The sequence below is a fragment of the Yersinia mollaretii ATCC 43969 genome (assembly GCF_013282725.1).
Taxonomy (GTDB): Bacteria; Pseudomonadota; Gammaproteobacteria; order Enterobacterales; family Enterobacteriaceae; genus Yersinia; species Yersinia mollaretii.
The window spans coordinates 1865778-1887053 of sequence record NZ_CP054043.1; the positions used below are offsets into that span (position 1 = coordinate 1865778).

The window sequence follows — 21276 nt, forward strand, 5'->3', positions numbered from 1 at the left end:
TGAGTAATGGCATATTGCTTTATTGGGTATTTCCAGAAGGAGAATGACTGTAATTTTAATTGCTAACTCCGCTTGGTGTTTTTAACTCTTTTATGTGTTTTAATGTTTACTGTGAAAGCCATCAGGAGAACTGTGTCATGGTACAGAACAATATCAAGCAACTTCGCATACAGTTATCAATTACACAACGTGAACTAGCTGCAGCTGTGGGCACTAGCCAGCAACAAATTCAGCGTATCGAAACAGGGAAGGTTGCAGCAAGACTGGAAGTTGCGCAGGCGATCTGTTCAGTGTTAAAGAAACCTCTGAATGTTGTATTTCCCAATGGCGACCACATGCTGAGAAGGCTAAGTGATAAGCGAAGTAGCTGCGATGATGATCTTGGGGAAATGGCTAAGAATGGAATCGAAATGGATGGGTGTGCTTGGTCAGTAAAACTTTGGTTAAGAGGCCATCAGGACTACCTGTTACTCCCTATTTCACCAGCCGATCAAAGACGCTTTTATGCGTATTTTCAGGAAAAAGCTTCCCCAGATATTGAGCACTTCTTTGTCTTTGATTCAGATGAACACCGATATGCACTTAACTCACGTGAGGTTGCATTTCATCAATTCTTGTTTGAACCACTAGGACGCGTTTTTGTTGGCGAGAATCATAAGGAAGATGATGGTTTTACTGTCCATATTATACTTGAGAATGGTGGCCCAGCCATAGAACTGTGTTGTGAATCAGATGAACTGGAAGATGAAGAGTTCGGGGATATTGGTCAGTTAAATGGCTTTTTCGATATGCTTGAATCTGATCCAGAGACCACCGAACGCTACATGATAACGGACATGGATGGCGAGGATGCTTTTATTCGCATAGGCTCCATTGCGATGGTTCGAATCGCTCTCAATGTATTAGAGCCTGTCGAGGATGATGATCAGTGACAGGATTGCTATCTTGTCCAAGTTTTACTCGCGCAGGTTCGATGCCGGAAATAAATGAATTTATGTGTTGGTATAAATTGATTTTAAAATTTTAATCAATACAAATCATATTGTTAACCATGAAGAAAGTCCGGCCTTCGCACCATTAGCATGTAAAGAGACGTCTAAGGTCGTCTTTTTTATGCCTACAATCCAATCCCCGCAAGGCTTTTTCTCTCTTTTGAGTCAACCGACGTCAATCTGAGTTACCCCACTTCAAAACGCAAACAGTTACATTTGCTCCCCCAATTAAAAATTGAATAAATTTAATTAGTTACGGTGGTTCCTTCATCACTGTAGGAAGTGGCTGATTTATCCTTATAAAAAATGGGCTTACTCTCTTGCGCGAAATGGCAGTGACCCATTTGGGTTATTATTTGATAGGGATTTGAAATGAAAAGAAAATTATTACTGACAGCGATGTTGGCTGCCAGCTTTACTGCCAGTGCCGCAGAACATGCGCATTGGGGATATGAGGGACAGGAAGATCCGGCACATTGGGGCAAACTCTCGCCAGATTTCTCATTATGTGAAACCGGTAAAAATCAGTCTCCGGTCAATATTCAGGGCGCCCTGAAAACGCATCACGGGCAACTTGAGTTGGCCTTCCAGCCCGGTAAACAACAAATTGTGAATAATGGTCATACCATTCAGGTCAATGTCAGTGCGGGTAATACGCTGAAGTTGGATGACGATACCTTTACGTTGCAACAATTCCACTTCCACGCCCCAAGTGAAAATGAGATTGATGGCAAGCAGTTCCCGTTGGAAGCCCACTTTGTGTATAAAGATAAAGAGGGCGCGCTGGTCGTATTGGCGCTGATGTTCCAAGAAGGTAAAGCGGATGCTCAGTTGGCGAATGCTTGGCAGCAGATGCCCACTGCTGTTGATCAAATGGCGGTGTTGAATAAGCCGATTGACATTAAGGCATTGTTGCCAAAGCAGTTTAATTTTTACCGCTTCAGTGGCTCACTGACCACACCTCCTTGTTCTGAAGGGGTGAGCTGGTTGGTACTTGATCAACCGGTCAGTGCGTCCGCTGAACAAATCACTCAATTTCGTTCTGCTGTTCACCACACCAATAATCGCCCCGTGCAGCCACTCAATGGTCGCGTCATCGTTGATTGATAGGTGATTAGCGACTGCAATTACGAATCCAGTGAAGGTATTAACTGTAACCCTAAGCTGAATTATTCCGCTTCCTTATCACCTAGGGAAGCGGAATCCATCCACTCTAATTCACTTTGTCGGGCAATATTTTTTGTGGCTTTTGGGGTTTTAGATAGCGGGAAGGCCAGATCTCTGCGGGATCAAGTCCCAGCACTTCTGCAATCAATTTTTCACCTTTCGGCCAGTGGCGTTGCAGCGCGTTGGCTAGTGTTGAAGAAGCCAGCCCAGCCTTTCTGGAAACCGCCGACATGCTTGTGCCACGTTTTCTCAAGCCCGCCACAATGTCTGCCGGATGCCAATCGTGCTTATCCATACCCTTTACCTCTCCATGTGATGTATTCGTTTGATTATCCTATTTTGGGATAAAAAAGGAAATACCTGATATTCGATTTTAGGATATTAATCAAGGTTACTCAGATGGCTTCCATTTATTCCGAAGAATATCAGCAGGTGGTAAAAACACTTCGACAGGCCCGTATTGAGCAAGGAATCAGCCAGCAGCGCCTCGCCGAGGCACTAAATCGCCCTCAGTCATTTGTGGCTAAAGTCGAGAATGGCGAAAGGAGGTTAGATTTTGTGGAGCTTATTCATATTGCCCGCTTGCTCTCAATCGATGAGTCGCTATTAATTAGCAAAATTATTAGTTCAATAGTACCGATAAGGTAGGCAATATATGATTATCCTTTTTTGGGATAGTTGGAGTGGTGGCAGATATTCAATTCCAACGTTCTAAAAGGAATTGGACAGATGGTTTCTATTTATTCAGATGAATATCAATCGGTTATCAAAGCGTTACGCAAGCAGCGTATTGCTAAAGGTATCACTCAAGAGAGTCTCGCCACTGCGCTTGGTCGTCCCCAATCCTTTATTGCGAAAGTAGAAAATGGCGAAAGGCGCTTGGATGTTGTGGAGTTTGTGCATATAGCAAGATTATTGGGAGTTAGGCTGGAAGATGTCTTAGAGAAGATAGGCTAGGTTAATCATAACGATGCAGTGAGTTGAATGCGATATTGGCAACGGTTAATGCGGTGTCTGCATTGCTCCGACTTTCAAGATGCCACGCCGCTGACAGTCCCGCCCACGCGACGATCCACGAGATAAGGCGATGTCGGTCAAGGCCAGCAGATTCGGCAATGATATCTGCTTGTCGGGTCAGTCGCCCCGGTGATGTTGCTACAGTGAAATCAGGGTTACAAAAAATATTGGCAAAATCGAAGCCGCGTTCTCCTATCAGACCTTTTGGGTCAATGGCCAGCCAGTCTCCGGGGCCAGCATTAAGAATATTGCCATGATGAATATCACCATGGAGCAGAGTGATATCTTGTGGTTCGGCAAGTAATTTTGTTGCGATAGACGCGGCATCGACAAAAATTCCGCCATGCATTTTAGCGGCTAATTCAAGTGCGCCAAACTGGCTTGATAAGAGAGGGAGCTTGGGTGATTTTGGCTTGGAATGCCCATGAAGGCGGGCGACAACATGGCAAATTATCTGGCTGGCTTCGTCATCCTGACCATTGCGGGCCATCTCCGATAATGACTGTTGTCCCGCAATGCGTTCAAGCAGAATGGCATCTTCTTCCTGAGCTATCACTCGAGCCGCGCCATCGCCTTGCCACCACACCATCAGTTGTGCGCCCAGACACTCTTGGGCCGTCATCGCAATCTTTAGCATGGCGGGTTGCCCACGATGCTGTACGGGTTGCAGCCAACTTGATGCAGTATGAAATGCCGGGCCATCCCCAATGAGTTGCCAGCGTTCGAGATACAGATGCAGCTTCGCCAAACCTGCGATTATTGCCTGTTGCTGCATCGTCACGTCATGCTCCTTTTGAGTGGATATCTGTCTGAATTGGCTTATCTAATCTGCTACTTCAACAAGAATGACTGGCCCTGTTTTAGCACTAAGTCGCAGGCTTTGGTTTTGATTTTTTCGGTGATTTGCTCGCTACCCAAATCATTCAGGTTCAAGCTTTTGCCTTCGCCGGTTTTGAGCAAACCGCCCAATCCCTCTTGGTAATCCTGACTCTTGGCATTCTCGGTGCTGGTGATCCCCAATTTACTCATTAATTGGTCTTTCACGGCGGAGGTGCCATCGGCTGACAGCACATTATTTTGGACGCAATATTGCAGGATACCCGCCGCATTGGTCATGGTGCTAGCACTCAAACCTTTATCGCCTCCATTCAGTAAGCCAGTCAGCGACGACAATGAAGATGAGCTATCCCCTGATTTACTGTACTGGTCAGCGGCGCTTTTGACGGAGTCCAATAAGCTGTTCGCACTAGCCGCACCAGTCAGAAGTGGGGTGGAGAGAGCCAAAGCCAATACCAAGCGATGAGTGGTGTGCATAGAAACTCCTGTTTACAGTGTGGACACAGCAGATGAGGCGCGAGACGGCTAAAAGGCTGCCAATCATTTCTTCAGCGCTCATAATACCGCACTGTATACGTTTTGCTGATAGGTGTTGTCTGATTACGGAAGTTTTTATCGTCATAGGTCAGTTGGCATGAGATCTGAGTCGGTTCATTGTCATGGTTTCATATTATTGTTTTATTGGATTTATTTGAACGTACCGCTCTCGTGGATTTCACTAGTAAGTAAACAAAAGAATTTTTGTCGTGTCTCCGAATATAGAAAACAACTAAATATAACACTTAGTGCTATACTTTCGATGATAGGATATCAACCATAGTGAGAGCATTTAAAACTAAGTGGTTTAATAAGGCAGCAAAATCTCATGGTATTACGGATGCCGAGTTATGCTTGGCTATGCAGGCAGTAATGCAGGGGAAAGTAGAAGATCTCGGTGGTGGGGTTTACAAAAAACGGCTCAACCAAAATCGGGATCGCTCGATTATTCTAGCCAAAGGTGGAATGCGTTGGGTATATGCTTTCTTATTCGCTAAACAGGATATGAGCAATATTGATAGTTCTGAGTTAGCCAGTTTTAGGATATTGGCGAAATCTTACGGTGAGCTATCTGGGGTCACAGTGGCTGCTTTAATCGCAAGAAAAGAATTAATGGAGATATGTCATGACGGCAAAGAATAAATTTAAAAGTCCCGCTTTTGAAGCTATCCATAGTGCTGCATCGGGGCTATTTTCTGTCGGCGCAATCCCACAAGAGACAATGCGAAACTTTGACGAGCGCTGTGTTGCTAAAGTTCATCCATTTAAGCCGGGTGAAATAAAACAATTACGCGAGAGATTTAATATTAGCCAACCCATTTTTGCCCGCTATTTGAATACCAGTGTTTCCACTATTCAGAAATGGGAAAATGGTGCAAAGCACCCCAATGGCTTATCACTTAAACTGCTTTCAATTGTACAAAAATATGGAATTAACGTGCTGTTGTAGGAGAAACAGAACGGGCAGCGAGAGTGTTTCGGCTGCCCGTGTTGGCTAAGGCATCAGGCCGATAAAGACGGTTTTTTTACGCGGGCCGCTCATCAACCCCTCCAGTTGCTCGACACACGCGAGGTAGTGGGGGGTCTTTTTATGGGCGGCAACCGCCTCTTCATCGGTATAGGCTTCATAGATGTAGAAGCGCGTCGGCAGGTTTTCATCCCGCAAAACATCAAACCGTAAATTGCCCGCTTCGCGGATAGAACCGAGGTGATTGGCGCGAAAAACGTCAATAAATTGGTCCACTTTGTCATCTTTCACATTAATTTCGACCAGAGTCACATGCATAACTTCCTCCTTGTCACTGCTTAACCTTTTTCGTGTAGGAACAACTGGTAAGCCGCTTCTGCACTCTCATTTTGATGCACCACCGCATGAACTGCCTTCAACATGGCAATCGGCGCTTCGGACTGGAAGATATTGCGGCCCATGTCCACGCCCGATGCGCCCTGATCAATGGCTTGATAGCACATCTCTAGCGCCTCACGTTCCGGCAGTTTTTTACCACCGGCAATCACGATGGGCACTGGGCAACCGGCGGCAATGCGCTCAAAACCACTGTCTACATAATAGGTTTTGATCACCTGCGCGCCCATTTCGGCGGCGATTCGAGTGGCGAGAGAGAAGTAGCGCTGGTCGCGAACCATATCTTTGCCGACCCCAGTCACCGCCATGGTGGGCATACCGTAGCGCATCCCCTGATCGACCAATTGAATGATATTTTTAATCGATTGATGCTCATGCTCGGTACCGATATAGACCTGCGCGGCCACAGCGCATGAGTTAAGCCGTAAAGCATCTTCCATCGCCACGGCGACCGCCTCGTTGGAGAGATCAGTCAGGATCGAGTTGGCACCGGACGCCCGAAGTACTACTGGGCGATTGGCGGCAGCGGGAACCACACTGCGCAAAATGCCACGGGTGCACATTAAGACATCGGCGTACTCAAATAGGGGGGCGATATTGATATCAATGCGCTCCAGTCCGGTGGTCGGCCCCTGAAAATAGCCGTGGTCAAATGCCAGCATCACGGTGCGATTGGTTTTCGGATTGAAAATCCGCGCCAGACGAGATTGCATCCCCCAATCCAGTGAGCCGGAGCCTTTTAGTGTAAACGCCGGGTTTTGCTGGGGTACACCAATGCCGAAATCTTTACCGTCTTTGATATCGTCTAAATCAGCCATCTGTCATCACTCCATTTACTCTGGGTATGGCCCGCCGCTGGGACGGGCCGCTGAGATTAGAAATCGTATTTGTCGATATTCTCTTTGGTGAAAATGACCCGCTGTGGCAGTAACACAATGCCGCTGCCTTTCGCTTCATGGTCATAGCCTTGAACACGGTTCGGTGCCACTTCCACCACGCCAATGTTCGGGATTTCCAGCTTATCGCCGACGTTCAGATCGCCTTTTTTCAGCATTTCATTGGCGACATACACCGAGATTTTGCCTTGGTTAACCACATCCCACAGACCAAACTCCTTCACCGTGCCGCGCTCAACATAGGGGCGCATCACATTCGGAGTACTGAAACCGACGATCGCCACATTGTCGCGTTTCAGGTTTTCTGCAGCTTGTGCCGCAGCGGGCAGGGCATTGGCATCTGGCGCGATAATAGCGTCCAGATCGCCATAGGCTTTTAAGATGCCCTCGGCGGTTTGCAGTGATTTAGTGGCGTCGTTATAGCCGAATTGGGTGGTGACAATCTCCCAGCCGGGGTGCTCTTGCTGGATTTTTTTCTTCGCTTCATTCACCCACTGATTCTGGTCGGTCACTGTCGGGCTGGAGTAGAAGAAGGCTACCTTGGCTTTCTCTTTTTTCACCTGATTCGCCGCCATATCCACCAGCATTGAACCCAACTGATTCGGGGTGCCTTGGTTGATATAAATCGAGCGGCACTCCGGTTTGGTGTCAGAGTCCCACGTCAGGATTTTGACCCCCCGTTGCATGGCGCGTTTTAACGCCGGACAGAGGCCATCAGGCGAGACGGCGGAAACCACAATGGCGTTATAGCCTTGATTGACAAAGTTATTGATCAGTTGGACTTGGCCGGAAACACTCGGCTCTGTCGGGCCATCATAGGTGACATCCACCTCCAGCTCTTTGCCGGCATCGACGGCCCCTTTACCGCCACTGGTGAAGAAGCCTACCCCGACCAATTTCGGGATAAATGCGATGCGCTCCGCCGCTTGCGCGGCATGTATAGAGCCAATAGTGATACAGGCAAATCCGAGGGCACAAACCAGCGCCAGTTTTTTTAATCTTGGTGTTTTCATGGCTATCTCCGATATGGGTAGAGAGGTGTTGGCAATTTTTGATAAAAAGAGCAGGTTAAACCACGGTATTTCTACTGCGACGGCGTTGAAGCCATTCTTGAATCAAATGTCGATGGAGGCTGATGGAGCGCCCGACCACCACTAAAATCAGTAGCGCGCCGGAGAGCGCACTGGATATCTGGTTGGGGGTGCCGATCATTTGCAGTCCTTGCTGCAAGTAACCCACCAGTAAGACCGCTAGTGCCGTGCCGAGGATCGAACCGGAGCCGCCATAAATATTGGCCCCACCCAGCACCACGGCGGTGATGGCGGGCATCAAGAATGAGGCTCCCAAATCAGAACGCGCAGAGCCGAAGTAAGAGACCAGCAGCACGGCGGCAATGGCGGAGGCCATGCCCGTCAAGGCATAGAGCAGGCACAAGGTGCGGGCGACGGGCAGGGCGCTGTAGCGGGCGACGCGGCTGTTTTGCCCAATCAGAAAAACATGACGGCCACTGTGGGTGCGGTGCATCAAGAGCCAGAACAGCAGCACGCACACCATAAAGATCACCAGCGGGATAGGCAGGCCGAACAATGTTTGGTTGGCAAAATCGGTAAACGCGGTGGGGAAGCCGCCAATCCCTTCGTAGCCGGTCGCCCCCGAGATACCCGACAGCAACAGGGCGCTGCCGCCGAACAGGTACATGGTGCCCAAGGTGATGACCAGCGGGTTGACGCCGGTATAGAGAATCAATCCAGCATTGATCAAGCCGCACAGCGCCCCGACCATCAGGGTCAGCGGGATCGCCACACTCATCGGCACGCCCGCCTGAAACATCACACCAAGGAATATGGCGCACAATCCGATAGTGGAGCCAAATGAGATGTCGATGCCACCACTGACGATCACCATGGTCAGCGGTAGGGCGACGATGCCGATACAGATAAAATCACTGGTGCTGAACAGCAGCACATTGATGTCCAACATGCGCGAGTTTGATAAGCCAAACAGCAGGATCTCCAGCACCAACAGGGCTGCCAGAGTCAGTTCCCATCCATAACGGCGATAAATATTATTCATCACGCCACCTTTTTCATATTTTTATCGGTCACTGCCGGTCGGGCAGTAAAGCGGGCATATTTTTGCTGACGGATATTGCGCTCGACGGCGCAGCGCAAGCGGCCATCGAACACCAGCACCCCCAGCAACACCAATCCGGCGATAAAGTCATTCCACCAGGCGGGCAGGCGCAGCAGCACGAGCACGCTATCAATTTGGGTCAACAGATAAGCGCCGAGAATGGCACCGATGATGGTGCCCGTGCCGCCCAGTAGGCTGATCCCGCCGAGCACACAGGCGGCAATGGCTTTCATCTCTAGCCCGCTGCCCGTTTGATTGGGGATGAAACCAATTTGTGAGGCGAAGACGATCCCCGCCAGTGCCGCCATCACGCCATTCATTGAGAAGGCAAAAATGCGAATGCTGTCGGTGCGGATACCCAGTTGGCGCGCGCCCTGCAAGTTATCGCCAGTGGCGTAGAAGCTGCGGCCAAAGGCGGTTTTACCCAGCAGCCCGGCCATGGCGAGGATCAACAACATAATCAGCCAGCCAATGGGTGAGATAGAAAACAGAATCGGCGTTGATAAGCTTTTCAGATCTGCCGGTAACCCTTCGATCCATTTACCGCCCGTCAACAACAGCATCAGGCCGCGATATAGCCCCAAAGTCCCCAGGGTGGCGACAATCGCCGGAATGCGCAGCCAAGTGACCAGAATGCCGTTAAAGCAGCCCGCCACCATGCCGACCAATAGGGCGAATAGGCAGGAGAGTGCCAGCCCAAAACCGGCATTGAGCGCCATGCCGACAGTCACCGCACAGAGGCCAGTAATCGAGCCGACGGAGACATCAATATTGCGGGTGAGCATCACCATCGTCGCGCCGATCGCCAGCAGGATCAGGATCTGCGCACTGCTGAAAATCATGGTGAAGGTTTGCATACTGAAGTAGTTGCGGTCGATCACCCCGAGTAGGGCAAACAGGGCGAGGATCGCCAGCAGCGCGGTGCCTTCGCGATTGTTCTGAATAAATTTCAACATGATGCGCCCTCATTTTCGGTGGATGGAGGGGCGTTGGCATAATGATGCTCGCCGAAGGCCAGATGCATAATGGTATCGACATTCATCGCGCTGCCACTTAGCTCGCCACTGACCTCCCCCTGATGCATGACCAAGACGCGATCCACCATCTGCACCACCTCTTCCAGATCCGAAGAGATAAAAATGATCGCCACATGCTGCGCCGCAATGCTGCGGATCAATTGGTAGATATCACTGCGGGCCGCGACATCCACACCACGGGTCGGCTCATCAATAATCAGTAGCAATGGGTTGGCTTCCAGACATTTGGCAATCAGCAGCTTTTGCTGATTACCGCCGGAGAGGGTGCGCACCGGTTGTTCCTGATGGCTGAATTTAATGTTCAGGGCGCGGCGATAGCGCTCCAAAATTGCTGCCTCCTGTGCCGGATGGGTCCAAATCCCCTGACTGCCTTGCGTCAGCGAGCAGACATTCCAGCTCAATGGAGCATCCAGATAGAGGCCGGAGGCTTGGCGGTCTTCCGGCAGATAAACCAGCCCCGACGCTAAGCGGTGCACGGTTTTCATCGCGGTGATGTCGTGCTCTTCTAGCCAGACACTGCCGCCGCTGGCAGGGCGCAAGCCATACAGGGTTTCGGCCAGCTCGGTTCGGCCTGCACCCACCACCCCCGCCAGCCCGAGAATTTCACCCGCGTGCACCTCAAAAGAGAGGTGGGCAAAACCTTCGCCGCTCAGGTCGCTGACTTGAATCACCGGTTGATTCGATTGAGCGCGGGCTTGAGAGCGGCGGTTACCGGGCAGCTCCAACCAGAGTTTCTGGGTATCGGATAATGTGCTGTTTTTGGCTTGCGGCGTAATCGCCTGAATAATGGCCTCGGTCGAGAAATCGGCGGTGGCACCGCTCAGGGCAATGCCGCCATCGCGCATCACGCTGACCCAATCCGCCAGTTGGCGAATTTCCGGCAGTTTGTGGGAGATAAACACCACGCCAACCCCTTGCTGCAATAACATTTTGATTTGGCTGAATAAGCGGTGGGTTTCTGCGGGTGTGAGCGAGGCGGTGGGTTCATCCAGAATCAAAATTCGGGAGTCACGCATCAAGCCGCGCATGATCTCAACAAGCTGCTGATCGGCCACATCCAGCGAGCCAGCACTGACCGACAGGTCCAAGTGGCAGCCCAAATCGTTGAGCAACTGCGCCATCTTCTTTTTGTCGGCCTGATGCTTGGGCAGGCGAAACAGAATATTTTCTTGCACCGAGAGATTGGCAAACAGCATGGGTTCTTGTGGCACCAGATAAATGCCTAATTGATGGGCTTTTGCCGGAGTGAGATTGAGGCAGGGCTGCCCATGGATCTCGATGGTGCCGCTATCGGGTGGCAGAACCCCGGCGATGATTTTCATCAGTGTCGATTTGCCCGCCCCATTGCCCCCCAGCAGGGCGTGGACCTGACCGGGTTGCAGAGTAAAGTCGATACTTTTCAATACCACGACGCCGGAAAACTGCTTGCTGATGCCACGGACTTGGAGCAGTGGTGGCGGGGGGGTAACAGTGTGCGGCATCAGTAGCTCCCAATGTGAACAAAAATAATTTAAAATTAAAAGTGTTCAAAAAAGATAGCTGCATATTCCCATTTGTGGCGTAACGAAGATCACATTTTCGTGAATAAAAAAATTTAAATTAAAATGTGTTCAAATGTATTGGCTAAGCTGTTAGCGTAGTTATCAATCAAGATCTCACATTCATGACGTAGACATTTGAGTCGATAAGTTGTTTAAGTCGATCAGCAGTAAGAAGAGAACAGCCAGCAATGATGAAAGAAAAATCAGTCACAAAAGAGAAACCTTTGTCGTCCAATGATGAATACAAATATCCGGGTAATAGCATGAGTGAAGAGGAACTGCTCGCTCGCATTGCGTGGTTTTATTATCACGATGGCTTAACACAAGGGGATATTGGCGAACTGCTGGGGCTGACCCGATTGAAGGTCTCCAGATTGCTGGAGAAAGGCCGTCAGTCAGGGGTCATCCGGGTACAGATCAATTCGCGTTATGAAGGGTGTCTGGAACTGGAAAATCAGCTACAACAGCATTTTGGCCTCAAGCATATCCGCATTCTGCCTTCGCTGGCGGATCTTAGCATCAGTAGCCGATTGGGGATTGGTGCGGCACATTTATTGATGGCGCTGATACAACCGCAGCAACTCTTGGCGGTGGGGTTTGGTGAAACCACCATGTGTGCATTGCAGCATTTGAGTGGCTTTATTGCTTCACAGCAGATTCGGCTGGTGACACTCTCCGGCGGCGTTGGCTCTTATATGACCGGCATTGGTCAGTTGGATGCGGCGTGTCAGGTCAGCATTATTCCTGCGCCATTGCGCGCGTCTAGCGCCAAGGTGGCCGACACTTTCCGGCAGGAGAACAGTGTCCGCGATGTGATGCTGGCAGCCTGTGCCGCTGATGTGGCGGTGGTGGGTATTGGCTCGGTGAATCAGCAACGAGAAGCCACCATTTTGCGCTCCGGCTATATCAGTGAAGGCGAGCAGTTGATGTTTAGCCGCAAAGGGGCGGTTGGCGATATCCTCGGCTACTTTATGCAGGCGGATGGGGCGCTGGCCGCCGATATGCAGATTCATCAGGAGTTGATCGGTATTTCACTGGCGGAGCTGACCCAGATCCCGACGGTCATTGGTGTCGCGGGCGGGGTTGAGAAATCAGAAGCGATAGTGGCCGCATTGAAAGGAAAGTATGTGAATGCATTAGTGACCGATGAGTTGACCGCCAGATCAATCATCAAACTGATTTAATTGGCTATTTTACTTGTCAGCTTGAGATTGGACAGTGCTCGTGACCGTCACATACTACGTGTATGCTCCGGCCCCCTGCGCGCTGGCCGCACTCAATCTGACTGCGACAATAACGCCAATGGTTTTTATTTTTTCGAGAAAAAGGCAGTAGAGGGCAGGTTTATACATTAATTCATATAAAACAGAGGATAGCGTAATGAATCAATTCTCTACGACTTCCCCATTGGGTGATTATCTGATGGCTTTGGATGCGGGCACGGGCAGTGTTCGGGCGGTCATCTTTGACCTTCATGGCAATCAGATTGCCGCTGGGCAGGCGGAGTGGCTGCATCTGCCCGTGCCGGATGTGCCGGGGTCGATGGAGTTTGATTTAACCACCAACTGGAAGCTAACCTGTCAGTGTATCCGTCAGGCACTGCATCTGGCAGGATTGCCCGCCAGCGCTATCCGCGCAGTGGCCGCGTGCTCAATGCGCGAGGGGATTGTGCTCTATGACCGCAGCGGCAAACCCATCTGGGCCTGCGCCAATGTGGATGCACGCGCCAGCCGCGAAGTCAGCGAGTTGAAAGAGCTGCATGATAACGGCTTTGAATTTGAGGTTTATCAGTGCTCTGGCCAGACACTGGCGCTGAGCGCCATGCCACGGCTATTGTGGTTGGCTCATTATCGGCCCGATATCTATCGTCAGGCGGGGACACTGACCATGATTAGCGACTGGCTGGCCAATATGCTCAGTGGCGAACTGGCGGTTGATCCCTCCAATGCGGGTACCACGGGCATGCTGGATTTAGTTACCCGCAACTGGCAGCCTAACTTGCTGGAGATGGCGGGATTACGTGCCGATATCTTATCGCCGGTCAAAGAGACGGGGACGTTGCTCGGCCATGTCACGGCGCAAGCCGCCGAAGAGTGTGGTTTGCGGGTGGGAACACCAGTGGTGATGGGCGGCGGTGATGTACAACTCGGCTGCTTAGGGTTAGGGGTGGTGAAACCGGGGCAGACGGCAGTGTTGGGCGGCACTTTTTGGCAGCAGGTGGTGAACTTGCCTCAGCCGATGACTGACCCCAATATGAACACGCGGATTAACCCTCATGTCATTCCCGGCATGGTGCAAGCCGAATCCATCAGCTTCTTTACCGGCCTGACCATGCGCTGGTTCCGTGATGCTTTTTGCGCGGAAGAGAAGTTGCTGGCGCAGCGGCTGGGCATTGATACCTACAGTTTGCTGGAAGATATGGCGGCCAGAGTTCCTGCGGGCGCTTATGGCGTCATGCCAATTTTCTCTGATGTGATGCGCTTTAAATCTTGGTATCACGCCGCGCCCTCCTTTATTAACCTCTCACTCGACCCTGAAAAGTGTAACAAAGCCACCCTGTTCCGCGCATTAGAGGAGAATGCGGCGATAGTCTCGGCCTGCAATTTGGCGCAAATTGCTGAATTCTCTGGGGTCAAAGCCTCCTCGGTGGTGTTTGCGGGCGGTGGCTCAAAAGGCAAACTGTGGAGCCAGATTTTGGCTGATGTGACGGGTATTCCCGTCCGCGTGCCAGTGGTGAAAGAGGCCACTGCCTTGGGCTGTGCGATTGCGGCAGGGGTGGGGGTCGGGCTGTATGAGGCGCTGGATACGACCGGTGAGCGGCTGGTGCGCTGGGAGCGGGAGTATACGCCCAACACCGAACATCGAGCGCTCTATCAGGCGGCCAAAACCAATTGGCAAGCGGTGTATACCGACCAGTTGACGCTGGTGGACAGCGGGTTAACGACGTCGCTATGGAAGGCTCCGGGGGTTAAATAAAGCATTGCTATGCAACAAACCCTTGTATAGCATTATTACCCCTTTATCGTTGCCGATGATGGCGCATCTATGATGAATACATCAAATAAGACAGAATCGCCTGCCGGGCAACTTTCGGCTCCTGCTCACTCCGGTATCCACTTACCCGAGATATTGCGGGAGAAAGAGAATGTTAAGCGCATTTTAGTGATTAAATTACGCCATTTCGGCGATGTTCTCTTAATGACGCCTCTCCTGAGCACACTAAAAGCCAACTACCCACAGGCAAAAATTGATGTTCTGCTGTATGGCGGTACGCAGGAGATGCTGCGGGAGAATAGCGCCGTCAATCATGCGTTTATAGTTGATCGTGGCCTCAAACATGCGGGCTTTACCGCACAAATCAGCGGCGAAAAAGCCCTGTTTACCGCATTGAAAGCGCACCATTATGATCTCATTCTCAATTTATCTGATCAGTGGCGCGCCGCCGCCTATTGCCGCTTACTCAAACCGGGCTTCAGTATCGGTTTTCACTACCCAAAGCGGGACACTTGGCTATGGCGCTACTGCCACTCCACCTTAGTTGAGATCCCCCATGCTGCCGAACGGCACACGGTGCTCAATAATCTCGATATCCTCGCGCCACTGCAACTGACTGACATCATCACGGATGTCACCATGTCCTATGGCCCACAGGATATTGAGCGGGTAAAACAGCTATGCCTACAGCGCAATATCCACGATTATCTCTTGATTCAGCCCTCTGCCCGCTGGAAGTTCAAAACGTGGGCCAGTGAGTCATTCAGTCAACTGATCAACCATCTCACTGAACAAGGTGAAACGGTATTGCTGACGGGGGGTAAAGATCAGACTGAACTGGACTATATCGCCGAGATTATTGCTGGATGCGCGCAACCCGAAAAAGTGATCAATTTGGCGGGCCTGTTGGCGCTGCCAGAACTGGCGGTATTGATTGATAACGCTAAGCTATTTATTGGTGTCGATTCAGTCGCAATGCATATGGCCGCGGCCTTACAAACCCCCGCCGTGGTGCTCTTTGGCCCCAGTAACCTTAACCAGTGGCATCCGTGGCAGGCCCCGCACACCCTGTTATGGGCTGGGCACTACCGAACTTTGCCACACCCCAATGAGATAGACACCGATACCACCGATCGTTATCTGAACGCCATTCCGGTGAATGAGGTGATAGAAGCAGTGGATGCCTGGCGAGTCGCCAAAGGCCATTGATGTATCAGTCGTTTTGTTTTCCCCTAACCAGCCTGAGCTGAGAGAATTATGACAACTTTATCACCGGCACATCCGGTCAATCATCGCAGTGAGATGCTGAGTCGTTTCGCGGCACTCCTGTTGGGTATTGGTTTAGCAACAAATAATCAGCTGATGAATATTTCATTGGTGCTGATTGTTATCAGCCTGATTATTAATAGAAAAACACTGGATATTAAATCATTCCTCACCAGTCCACTGGTCTATCTACCGGCGGTGATGTTTGCCCTGCTGGCGCTCTCGTTGCTGTATCAGCACAACAGCTATGGCCCTGATATGGTAGGGAAATATAAAAAACTGCTCTATGTGCTGCCATTGGCTCTGTTCTTTGTGCACCAGCCACAGTTGATTAAACGGTTTTGTGCCGGTTTTCTGGTCGCCAATGCGGTGATATTGGCCGGAACATTAATGGTTGGGGTGTTGCATATTCCGCTGAGCGGCGTCGATCCGACCAATCCCACCATCTTTAAACTGCAAATTACCCAAAACTTCTTTATGGCACTGGCGGCTTTACTTTGGTTGGCGCTAGCGTTCAACAGTCAGGGCTGGAAGCGCTGGGGTTATGGCCTACTGGTGGTCGCGGCCAGTTACAGCATTCTGTTCTTGATACTGGGCAGAACCGGTTATGTGGCGCTGGTAGTAGGGTTAGGTGTGTGGCTCTTCTTCTCGCTGGGCAATCGGCAGCGGTTGACCTTAGTGGTGCTCGGTATCGTGGCTTTCACCGCCTTGGTCTTTATCCCCAATAAAGCAACTGACCGTATCGTGCAGGGCGTGAATGAAATAAAAGTCTGTGTTGCCGCGTCATCAGGTGATGCCTATGAGGCTTGCAGCTCCTCAATGGGGCAGCGTTCCGCTTTTGCCATTGAGGCCAGCCGGTTAATTAAGGAAGCCCCTATTTTAGGTCATGGTGCGGGGGGATTTTATTATGGAAACCCGGAAACTGGCTATTCAGTGAATAACCCACATAATGAATATCTTATCGAAACAATTCATTCAGGAGTCATTGGTCTGTTGATATTCCTGGCGTGGATTGTTTGTTGCTATCGCGTCATTTGGCAACAAACCCCGCTGTTACGTAATGTGCTACTGGCGGTATTGACCAGCTATATGGCGTGTAACTTCTTCAACTCATTCCTGCTGGATTCATCTGAAGGCCATCTGTTTATGATTTTCGTGGCGATTCTGGCGGGTTATTCCGTCGCGGGTTCTCAGCCAGTATCGGATAAGCGGCTGACGAAATAGCGCATACTTCTCGCGAAATATAATATGCTAAATAACGGCTCTCTTAATGGGAGCCGTTTTTCGTTGGATTCTTTTTTATGTCATGAGTATTAAGCCGGCTAAGATAATTCACACATAAATCCCAACATTAAATTCCTACATCTTGTCAGATATTTCAACATGCAATATCAATATCTCTAATGTCACAATTATCAGAGGACATATTACTCCATTTTATAAAAAGAAAAATGCAGAGGGTAAATGCTGTCATGATCTGATTATGGCGAACGAGAAATGGCTAAATGAAGACCCATCAATGTGAGCTAATAGAGAGTTTTAATAAGATATGGCCTATTTTTCGATAAGGCTGATTGCTTTTTAATTAATTGAAAATAATAGATATTTTATTTTTGATTGTTAAGGCTTAACTGTTAAGCCTAGACCAAGAATTTATGGAGGGCAAGTGAGTTTCACTCTGACGGACTTAGCTATTATTGACCAAATCGGCAGGCAAGAATGTTCTCAAATAACAATTTGCATTAAAACAGAATTCTATGCTAACGGAGTGCCACTAGCGCAGTGAATTAAGCCAATGAACTGTTTTATGAATAGATAAAATCATGATTTCGATCACTATTAAGAAATTCTGATGTATGTAATAATTTTTTCAATAATTTACAGATTTTAATCTTTGGTCTACTTTCTCGACATTATGCAATAATTTTAAAGGACGCTATGATAACTATGTATTTATATTGATAAGTGGGTGTGGGCGAATCTGTTTGTGGGATAAACAGAATTTACATTTAACGTAATTTATCCAACGTCACTGAGATCATCATGGCCAATTCATCTGCGAATAAATTATCTTTACCGGCCCTAACCTCATTAGTGGTTGGGTCAATGATCGGGGCGGGTATATTTTCATTACCCGCGACATTTGGACGAGCGACGGGGGGATTTGGCGCACTTATTGCCTGGTGTATCGCCGGCGGTGGGATGTTAATGCTGGCTTTTGTTTTTCAAACATTGGCGCAGCGCAAACCTAATCTTGATTCCGGTGTATTCATTTACGCCAAAGAGGGCTTCGGAGATTATCTTGGTTTTGCCTCGGCATTAGGTTTTTGGGCCGGGACCTGTATTGGTAACGTCTCTTACTTCGTGCTGATCAAATCAACGCTCGGGGCATTCTTCCCAATATTTGGTGATGGCAATACTATTCCCGCGGTATTAGTCGCCTCCGTTATTTTATGGGGATTCCATATCCTGATATTGCGGGGGGTTAAAGAAGCCGCTGCCATTAATACCATTGCCACCTTCGCAAAAATAATTCCCATCTTCATTTTCGTCATCGTGCTGATCTTTGCCTTTAAAGGCGATGTGTTCGCACTGAACTTCTGGGGTACACCTGATGTGGTGAAGAGTGTTGATCTCTCACACCTAAATGATTACGGCTATGTTGGTCATGCGGCGGCAGTCATGCCGGTGGTAGCTGAACCTGAGTCTCTCTTCTCCCAAGTCCGTAGCACTATGCTGGTCACCGTCTTTGTCTTCTTAGGCATCGAAGGGGCGAGTGTCTATTCACGTTATGCCAAAGAGCGCAGCCATGTGGGTATCGCTACCGTGCTGGGTTTCATCGGTGTGCTCTGTCTGTTGGTGCTGATTACCATGTTGTCTTACGGCGTGCTGCTGCGCCCTGATCTGGCGGCATTACGTCAGCCATCCATGGCGGGTGTACTGGAAGCTATCGTCGGCCGCTGGGGGGCGATCTTCATCAGTATTGGCCTGATTATCTCGGTATTGGGGGCTTATTTATCCTGGTCACTGTTGGCTGCGGAAGTGTTGTTCTCTGCCGCCAAGAGTAAAAGCATGCCCAAAGTCTTCGGCACGGAAAACAGCAATGCTGTCCCTTCTGCGGCGGTTTGGCTGACCAATATCTTTATTCAAGTGTTCTTAATTCTGACACTGTTTACTGATTATGCTTTCCAATTGGCCTTGGAGTTAACCAGCTCACTCACCTTGATTCCTTATTTGTTGGTGGGGGCTTACGGGTTAAAACTGGCATGGACCGGTGAAACTTACGAAACCAACAAACAAGGTCACAGAAAAGATCTCATTTTTGCCCTGATTGCGACTTTCTACTCTGCACTGATGATCTACGCCGGTGGCATGAAATACCTGTTGCTGTCGGCCATTATTTACGGCCCAGGCACAATTTTGTATCTCATTGCCAAACGTGAACAGCATCAAAAAGCCTTTAATAGCTACGAAAGAATACTGTTTATTGTTCTGATTGTTGCTGCGGTTGCTGCGATATATAGCATCGCCACTGGAATTATCACCATATAATTTATTGGAGTTCTTATGTCAGATAAAGCTAAGAAAACTCACGCCAAGACCAAGTTTGGCGTTCACTCTGAAGTCGGGCAACTGCATAAAGTGATGGTTTGCGCCCCCGGTCGCGCCCATAACCGCCTGACTCCCAGTAATTGCGATGAATTATTATTTGATGACGTGCTGTGGGTAGAAAGAGCCAAGCGAGACCACTTCGATTTTATGACTAAAATGCGCGAACGTGGTGTCGACGTGGTTGAGATGCACAATCTGCTGGCCGAAACAGTCGCCATTCCCGCCGCGAAAAAATGGATTCTGGATCAGCAAATTGTGCCCAATGAGGTGTCACTGGGCATCCTGCATGAAACGCGCAGCTATCTGGAAAGTCTGGAACCGCGCGTGTTAGCTGAAGTGCTGATTGGCGGCTTATCGACTACTGAACTGCATAATGACGGCAAATGCGACAAAGAAGAACTTAAGCTGATTCGCGAAGCCGTTGGCATCACTGAATATCTGTTGCCGCCGCTGCCCAATACCCTCTACACCCGCGACACCACCTGCTGGATCTACGGCGGCGTCACACTGAACCCACTGTATTGGCCGGCGCGTCATGAAGAGACCATCCTGACCACGGCTATCTACAAATTCCACCCTGACTTTGGCGACGCCAATGTGAAGGTGTGGTGGGGTGACCCGACACAGCATCATGGTTCCGCGACACTGGAAGGCGGCGATGTGATGCCGATTGGCAACAAAACGGTGTTGATCGGCATGAGTGAGCGCACCTCGCATCAGGCGATCACCCAGTTGGCCCAATCGCTGTTTAAACAGAGTGAAGGGCAGGTGGAGCGCGTCATGATTGCCGCCATGCCTAAACTGCGTGCTGCCATGCATTTGGATACGGTGTTCACTTTCTGCGACCGCGATGTGGTGACACTGTATCCGGCGATTGTGAACCAGATTCAAACCTTCTCACTGCGCCCAGATAATGGCCCGACCGGCATTAAATTAAGCCGCGATAAAGGCACCTTTGTTGAGGCGGTTGCTGGGGCATTGAACCTGAAAAAACTGCGTGTGGTGGAGACGGAAGGTAACGACTACGACACCGAACGTCAGCAGTGGGACAGTGGTAACAATATGGTTGCACTCTCTCCGGGTGTGGTGCTGGCCTATGACCGCAATACCAAAACTAACACCCAGTTACGTAAAGAAGGGGTGGAAGTGATTGAGATTGTGGGCAGTGAATTAGGCCGTGGGCGCGGGGGCGGTCACTGTATGACTTGTCCTATTATTCGGGATGCCGTCGACTACTAATGCCTTTGCCCTTGACGCTGCAGGGGTGTTAGCTGCGCTCACTTACCCGAATCACTTACTTGAGTCAGCTCATCGGGGTGCGTTTGCTGGCTGCCTACCTGCAACGCCAATGGCTTCGGCCTTGCCCTTTGCCCTTGACGCTGCAGGGTTGTTAGCTGCGCGCACTTACCCGAATCACTGACTTGAGTCAGCTCATCGGGATGCGTTTGCTGGCTGCCTACCTGCAACATCAATGGCTTTGGGCATCGATTGGATTGATTAACATAACTGCTCTTAAAAAAATTGCCGATAGTGAGTAGCCGCTGCGTAGCGCTATCTTGCTATCGGCGTTTTAATGCTGAAATGTGATGGACTGAAACGAAAAGGATTATCGAGTGAAATATGTTTATGGTGTGTGTTTTTTGCTGATCGTGACATTGACGACACTCTTTGCCTTCCAAAATAGCGGTGCGGTGAACTTATCTTTACTTTTCACGCAAATAACACTACCCATTTCGGTGCTAATTGTGCTGATCTACTTTTTGGGAATGTTTACTGGGGGATTATTAATCACACTAATAAGAGCGCTGGTGCGCAATCTGGCGCAGAAAACAGATAAAAAAAGTGTGAGATAACTAATCTACAATAATTATTAAAATCTGACTC

The 21276-nt window shown here is 49.7% G+C and carries 23 protein-coding genes; 13 read left to right on the plus strand and 10 right to left on the minus strand.

Features of this window, described 5'->3' with window-relative positions; genetic code table 11:
• Nucleotides 1-137: 137 nt before the first annotated feature.
• The gene (locus tag HRD69_RS08320) at nucleotides 138-932 is read left to right on the plus strand and encodes a helix-turn-helix transcriptional regulator (RefSeq protein ID WP_032815273.1); all 795 of its coding nucleotides are present in this window, start codon (nucleotides 138-140) and stop codon (nucleotides 930-932) included.
• Between the two features lie 432 nt (nucleotides 933-1364).
• Entirely contained in the window at nucleotides 1365-2099 is a 735-nt protein-coding gene (locus HRD69_RS08325; protein WP_004876865.1) for a carbonic anhydrase, read from the plus strand.
• A gap of 106 nt (nucleotides 2100-2205) precedes the next feature.
• Here the strand turns inward: HRD69_RS08325 and HRD69_RS08330 are convergent, their stop codons facing one another.
• The gene (locus HRD69_RS08330; protein ID WP_004876864.1) at nucleotides 2206-2454 is read right to left on the minus strand and encodes a helix-turn-helix domain-containing protein; all 249 of its coding nucleotides are present in this window, start codon (nucleotides 2452-2454) and stop codon (nucleotides 2206-2208) included.
• Nucleotides 2455-2558: 104 nt separating this feature from the next.
• Between HRD69_RS08330 and HRD69_RS08335 the strand changes: the two genes are divergently transcribed.
• Together HRD69_RS08335 and HRD69_RS08340 are read left to right on the plus strand one after the other, a co-directional pair.
• Nucleotides 2559-2807, plus strand: coding sequence for a helix-turn-helix domain-containing protein (locus tag HRD69_RS08335; RefSeq protein WP_004876863.1), 249 nt, complete (start codon nucleotides 2559-2561; stop codon nucleotides 2805-2807).
• A gap of 81 nt (nucleotides 2808-2888) precedes the next feature.
• Complete coding sequence (locus HRD69_RS08340) at nucleotides 2889-3116, plus strand: helix-turn-helix domain-containing protein (protein WP_004876862.1); 228 nt, start codon at nucleotides 2889-2891, stop codon at nucleotides 3114-3116.
• A 1-nt stretch (nucleotide 3117) separates the two neighbouring features.
• Here HRD69_RS08340 and HRD69_RS08345 read toward each other — a convergent pair whose 3' ends face one another.
• Nucleotides 3118-3951, minus strand: coding sequence for an aminoglycoside phosphotransferase family protein (locus HRD69_RS08345; protein ID WP_004876861.1), 834 nt, complete (start codon nucleotides 3949-3951; stop codon nucleotides 3118-3120).
• 56 nt (nucleotides 3952-4007) lie between these two features.
• Complete coding sequence (locus HRD69_RS08350) at nucleotides 4008-4490, minus strand: YjjA family protein (RefSeq protein WP_004876860.1); 483 nt, start codon at nucleotides 4488-4490, stop codon at nucleotides 4008-4010.
• Between the two features lie 342 nt (nucleotides 4491-4832).
• On the opposite strand from HRD69_RS08350, the gene HRD69_RS08355 reads away from it, so the two are divergent.
• Both HRD69_RS08355 and HRD69_RS08360 read left to right on the plus strand, forming a co-directional pair.
• Nucleotides 4833-5192 (plus strand): type II toxin-antitoxin system RelE/ParE family toxin, encoded by a 360-nt coding sequence (locus HRD69_RS08355; RefSeq protein ID WP_032815271.1) that lies wholly within the window; start codon nucleotides 4833-4835, stop codon nucleotides 5190-5192.
• Entirely contained in the window at nucleotides 5176-5499 is a 324-nt protein-coding gene (locus HRD69_RS08360) for a helix-turn-helix domain-containing protein (RefSeq protein WP_032815270.1), read from the plus strand. Before HRD69_RS08355 ends, HRD69_RS08360 begins: the two co-directional genes overlap by 17 nt.
• 45 nt (nucleotides 5500-5544) lie before the next feature.
• On the opposite strand, the gene lsrG is transcribed toward HRD69_RS08360, so the two are convergent.
• The 6 genes from lsrG to lsrA are packed head-to-tail and all read right to left on the minus strand — an operon-like array spanning nucleotide 5545 to nucleotide 11460.
• Nucleotides 5545-5835, minus strand: a complete 291-nt coding sequence (lsrG, locus tag HRD69_RS08365; RefSeq protein WP_004876857.1) for a (4S)-4-hydroxy-5-phosphonooxypentane-2,3-dione isomerase — start codon at nucleotides 5833-5835, stop codon at nucleotides 5545-5547.
• Nucleotides 5836-5855: 20 nt separating this feature from the next.
• Nucleotides 5856-6731 carry a 3-hydroxy-5-phosphonooxypentane-2,4-dione thiolase gene (gene lsrF, locus HRD69_RS08370; RefSeq protein WP_004876856.1) on the minus strand — a complete coding sequence of 292 codons (876 nt, stop codon included), beginning with the start codon at nucleotides 6729-6731 and terminating at the stop codon, nucleotides 5856-5858.
• A 56-nt stretch (nucleotides 6732-6787) separates the two neighbouring features.
• Nucleotides 6788-7822 (minus strand): autoinducer 2 ABC transporter substrate-binding protein LsrB, encoded by a 1035-nt coding sequence (gene lsrB / locus HRD69_RS08375; RefSeq protein ID WP_004876855.1) that lies wholly within the window; start codon nucleotides 7820-7822, stop codon nucleotides 6788-6790.
• Between the two features lie 55 nt (nucleotides 7823-7877).
• Complete coding sequence (gene lsrD / locus HRD69_RS08380) at nucleotides 7878-8882, minus strand: autoinducer 2 ABC transporter permease LsrD (RefSeq protein ID WP_004876854.1); 1005 nt, start codon at nucleotides 8880-8882, stop codon at nucleotides 7878-7880.
• On the minus strand, nucleotides 8882-9898 hold the full coding sequence (gene lsrC / locus HRD69_RS08385) for an autoinducer 2 ABC transporter permease LsrC (protein ID WP_050413219.1): 1017 nt from the start codon (nucleotides 9896-9898) through the stop codon (nucleotides 8882-8884). Before lsrC ends, lsrD begins: the two co-directional genes overlap by 1 nt.
• Complete coding sequence (gene lsrA / locus HRD69_RS08390; protein ID WP_004876853.1) at nucleotides 9892-11460, minus strand: autoinducer 2 ABC transporter ATP-binding protein LsrA; 1569 nt, start codon at nucleotides 11458-11460, stop codon at nucleotides 9892-9894. Before lsrA ends, lsrC begins: the two co-directional genes overlap by 7 nt.
• Nucleotides 11461-11711: 251 nt before the next feature.
• On the opposite strand from lsrA, the gene lsrR reads away from it, so the two are divergent.
• The 6 genes from lsrR (at nucleotide 11712) to arcA (ending at nucleotide 20631) form a co-directional block, all read left to right on the plus strand.
• Nucleotides 11712-12704, plus strand: coding sequence for a transcriptional regulator LsrR (gene lsrR / locus HRD69_RS08395; RefSeq protein WP_072079665.1), 993 nt, complete (start codon nucleotides 11712-11714; stop codon nucleotides 12702-12704).
• A gap of 196 nt (nucleotides 12705-12900) precedes the next feature.
• On the plus strand, nucleotides 12901-14496 hold the full coding sequence (lsrK, locus tag HRD69_RS08400) for an autoinducer-2 kinase (protein WP_004876850.1): 1596 nt from the start codon (nucleotides 12901-12903) through the stop codon (nucleotides 14494-14496).
• Nucleotides 14497-14565: 69 nt separating this feature from the next.
• Nucleotides 14566-15723, plus strand: coding sequence for a putative lipopolysaccharide heptosyltransferase III (rfaQ, locus tag HRD69_RS08405; RefSeq protein ID WP_004876849.1), 1158 nt, complete (start codon nucleotides 14566-14568; stop codon nucleotides 15721-15723).
• A 48-nt stretch (nucleotides 15724-15771) separates the two neighbouring features.
• Entirely contained in the window at nucleotides 15772-17004 is a 1233-nt protein-coding gene (locus HRD69_RS08410; protein WP_004876848.1) for an O-antigen ligase family protein, read from the plus strand.
• 819 nt (nucleotides 17005-17823) lie between these two features.
• Complete coding sequence (locus HRD69_RS08415; RefSeq protein WP_004876847.1) at nucleotides 17824-19332, plus strand: amino acid permease; 1509 nt, start codon at nucleotides 17824-17826, stop codon at nucleotides 19330-19332.
• Nucleotides 19333-19347: 15 nt separating this feature from the next.
• Nucleotides 19348-20631: an arginine deiminase gene (gene arcA / locus HRD69_RS08420; protein ID WP_004876846.1), complete on the plus strand. Its 1284-nt coding sequence runs from the start codon at nucleotides 19348-19350 to the stop codon at nucleotides 20629-20631.
• A 38-nt stretch (nucleotides 20632-20669) separates the two neighbouring features.
• Here arcA and HRD69_RS08425 read toward each other — a convergent pair whose 3' ends face one another.
• Nucleotides 20670-20861: a hypothetical protein gene (locus HRD69_RS08425; RefSeq protein ID WP_172984579.1), complete on the minus strand. Its 192-nt coding sequence runs from the start codon at nucleotides 20859-20861 to the stop codon at nucleotides 20670-20672.
• A 144-nt stretch (nucleotides 20862-21005) separates the two neighbouring features.
• Between HRD69_RS08425 and HRD69_RS08430 the strand changes: the two genes are divergently transcribed.
• Nucleotides 21006-21245, plus strand: coding sequence for a lipopolysaccharide assembly protein LapA domain-containing protein (locus tag HRD69_RS08430; RefSeq protein ID WP_004876107.1), 240 nt, complete (start codon nucleotides 21006-21008; stop codon nucleotides 21243-21245).
• Nucleotides 21246-21276: the final 31 nt, after the last annotated feature.

Coding starts and splice junctions, on each gene's coding strand:
- HRD69_RS08320 (WP_032815273.1), top strand. CDS start 138: ATGGTACAGAACAATATCAAGCAACTTCGCATACAGTTATCAATTACA.
- HRD69_RS08325 (WP_004876865.1), top strand. CDS start 1,365: ATGAAAAGAAAATTATTACTGACAGCGATGTTGGCTGCCAGCTTTACT.
- HRD69_RS08330 (WP_004876864.1), bottom strand. CDS start 2,454: ATGGATAAGCACGATTGGCATCCGGCAGACATTGTGGCGGGCTTGAGA.
- HRD69_RS08335 (WP_004876863.1), top strand. CDS start 2,559: ATGGCTTCCATTTATTCCGAAGAATATCAGCAGGTGGTAAAAACACTT.
- HRD69_RS08340 (WP_004876862.1), top strand. CDS start 2,889: ATGGTTTCTATTTATTCAGATGAATATCAATCGGTTATCAAAGCGTTA.
- HRD69_RS08345 (WP_004876861.1), bottom strand. CDS start 3,951: ATGCAGCAACAGGCAATAATCGCAGGTTTGGCGAAGCTGCATCTGTAT.
- HRD69_RS08350 (WP_004876860.1), bottom strand. CDS start 4,490: ATGCACACCACTCATCGCTTGGTATTGGCTTTGGCTCTCTCCACCCCA.
- HRD69_RS08360 (WP_032815270.1), top strand. CDS start 5,176: ATGACGGCAAAGAATAAATTTAAAAGTCCCGCTTTTGAAGCTATCCAT.
- lsrG (WP_004876857.1), bottom strand. CDS start 5,835: ATGCATGTGACTCTGGTCGAAATTAATGTGAAAGATGACAAAGTGGAC.
- lsrF (WP_004876856.1), bottom strand. CDS start 6,731: ATGGCTGATTTAGACGATATCAAAGACGGTAAAGATTTCGGCATTGGT.
- lsrB (WP_004876855.1), bottom strand. CDS start 7,822: ATGAAAACACCAAGATTAAAAAAACTGGCGCTGGTTTGTGCCCTCGGA.
- lsrD (WP_004876854.1), bottom strand. CDS start 8,882: ATGAATAATATTTATCGCCGTTATGGATGGGAACTGACTCTGGCAGCC.
- lsrC (WP_050413219.1), bottom strand. CDS start 9,898: ATGTTGAAATTTATTCAGAACAATCGCGAAGGCACCGCGCTGCTGGCG.
- lsrA (WP_004876853.1), bottom strand. CDS start 11,460: ATGCCGCACACTGTTACCCCCCCGCCACCACTGCTCCAAGTCCGTGGC.
- lsrR (WP_072079665.1), top strand. CDS start 11,712: ATGAAAGAAAAATCAGTCACAAAAGAGAAACCTTTGTCGTCCAATGAT.
- lsrK (WP_004876850.1), top strand. CDS start 12,901: ATGAATCAATTCTCTACGACTTCCCCATTGGGTGATTATCTGATGGCT.
- rfaQ (WP_004876849.1), top strand. CDS start 14,566: ATGATGAATACATCAAATAAGACAGAATCGCCTGCCGGGCAACTTTCG.
- HRD69_RS08410 (WP_004876848.1), top strand. CDS start 15,772: ATGACAACTTTATCACCGGCACATCCGGTCAATCATCGCAGTGAGATG.
- HRD69_RS08415 (WP_004876847.1), top strand. CDS start 17,824: ATGGCCAATTCATCTGCGAATAAATTATCTTTACCGGCCCTAACCTCA.
- arcA (WP_004876846.1), top strand. CDS start 19,348: ATGTCAGATAAAGCTAAGAAAACTCACGCCAAGACCAAGTTTGGCGTT.
- HRD69_RS08425 (WP_172984579.1), bottom strand. CDS start 20,861: ATGTTGCAGGTAGGCAGCCAGCAAACGCATCCCGATGAGCTGACTCAA.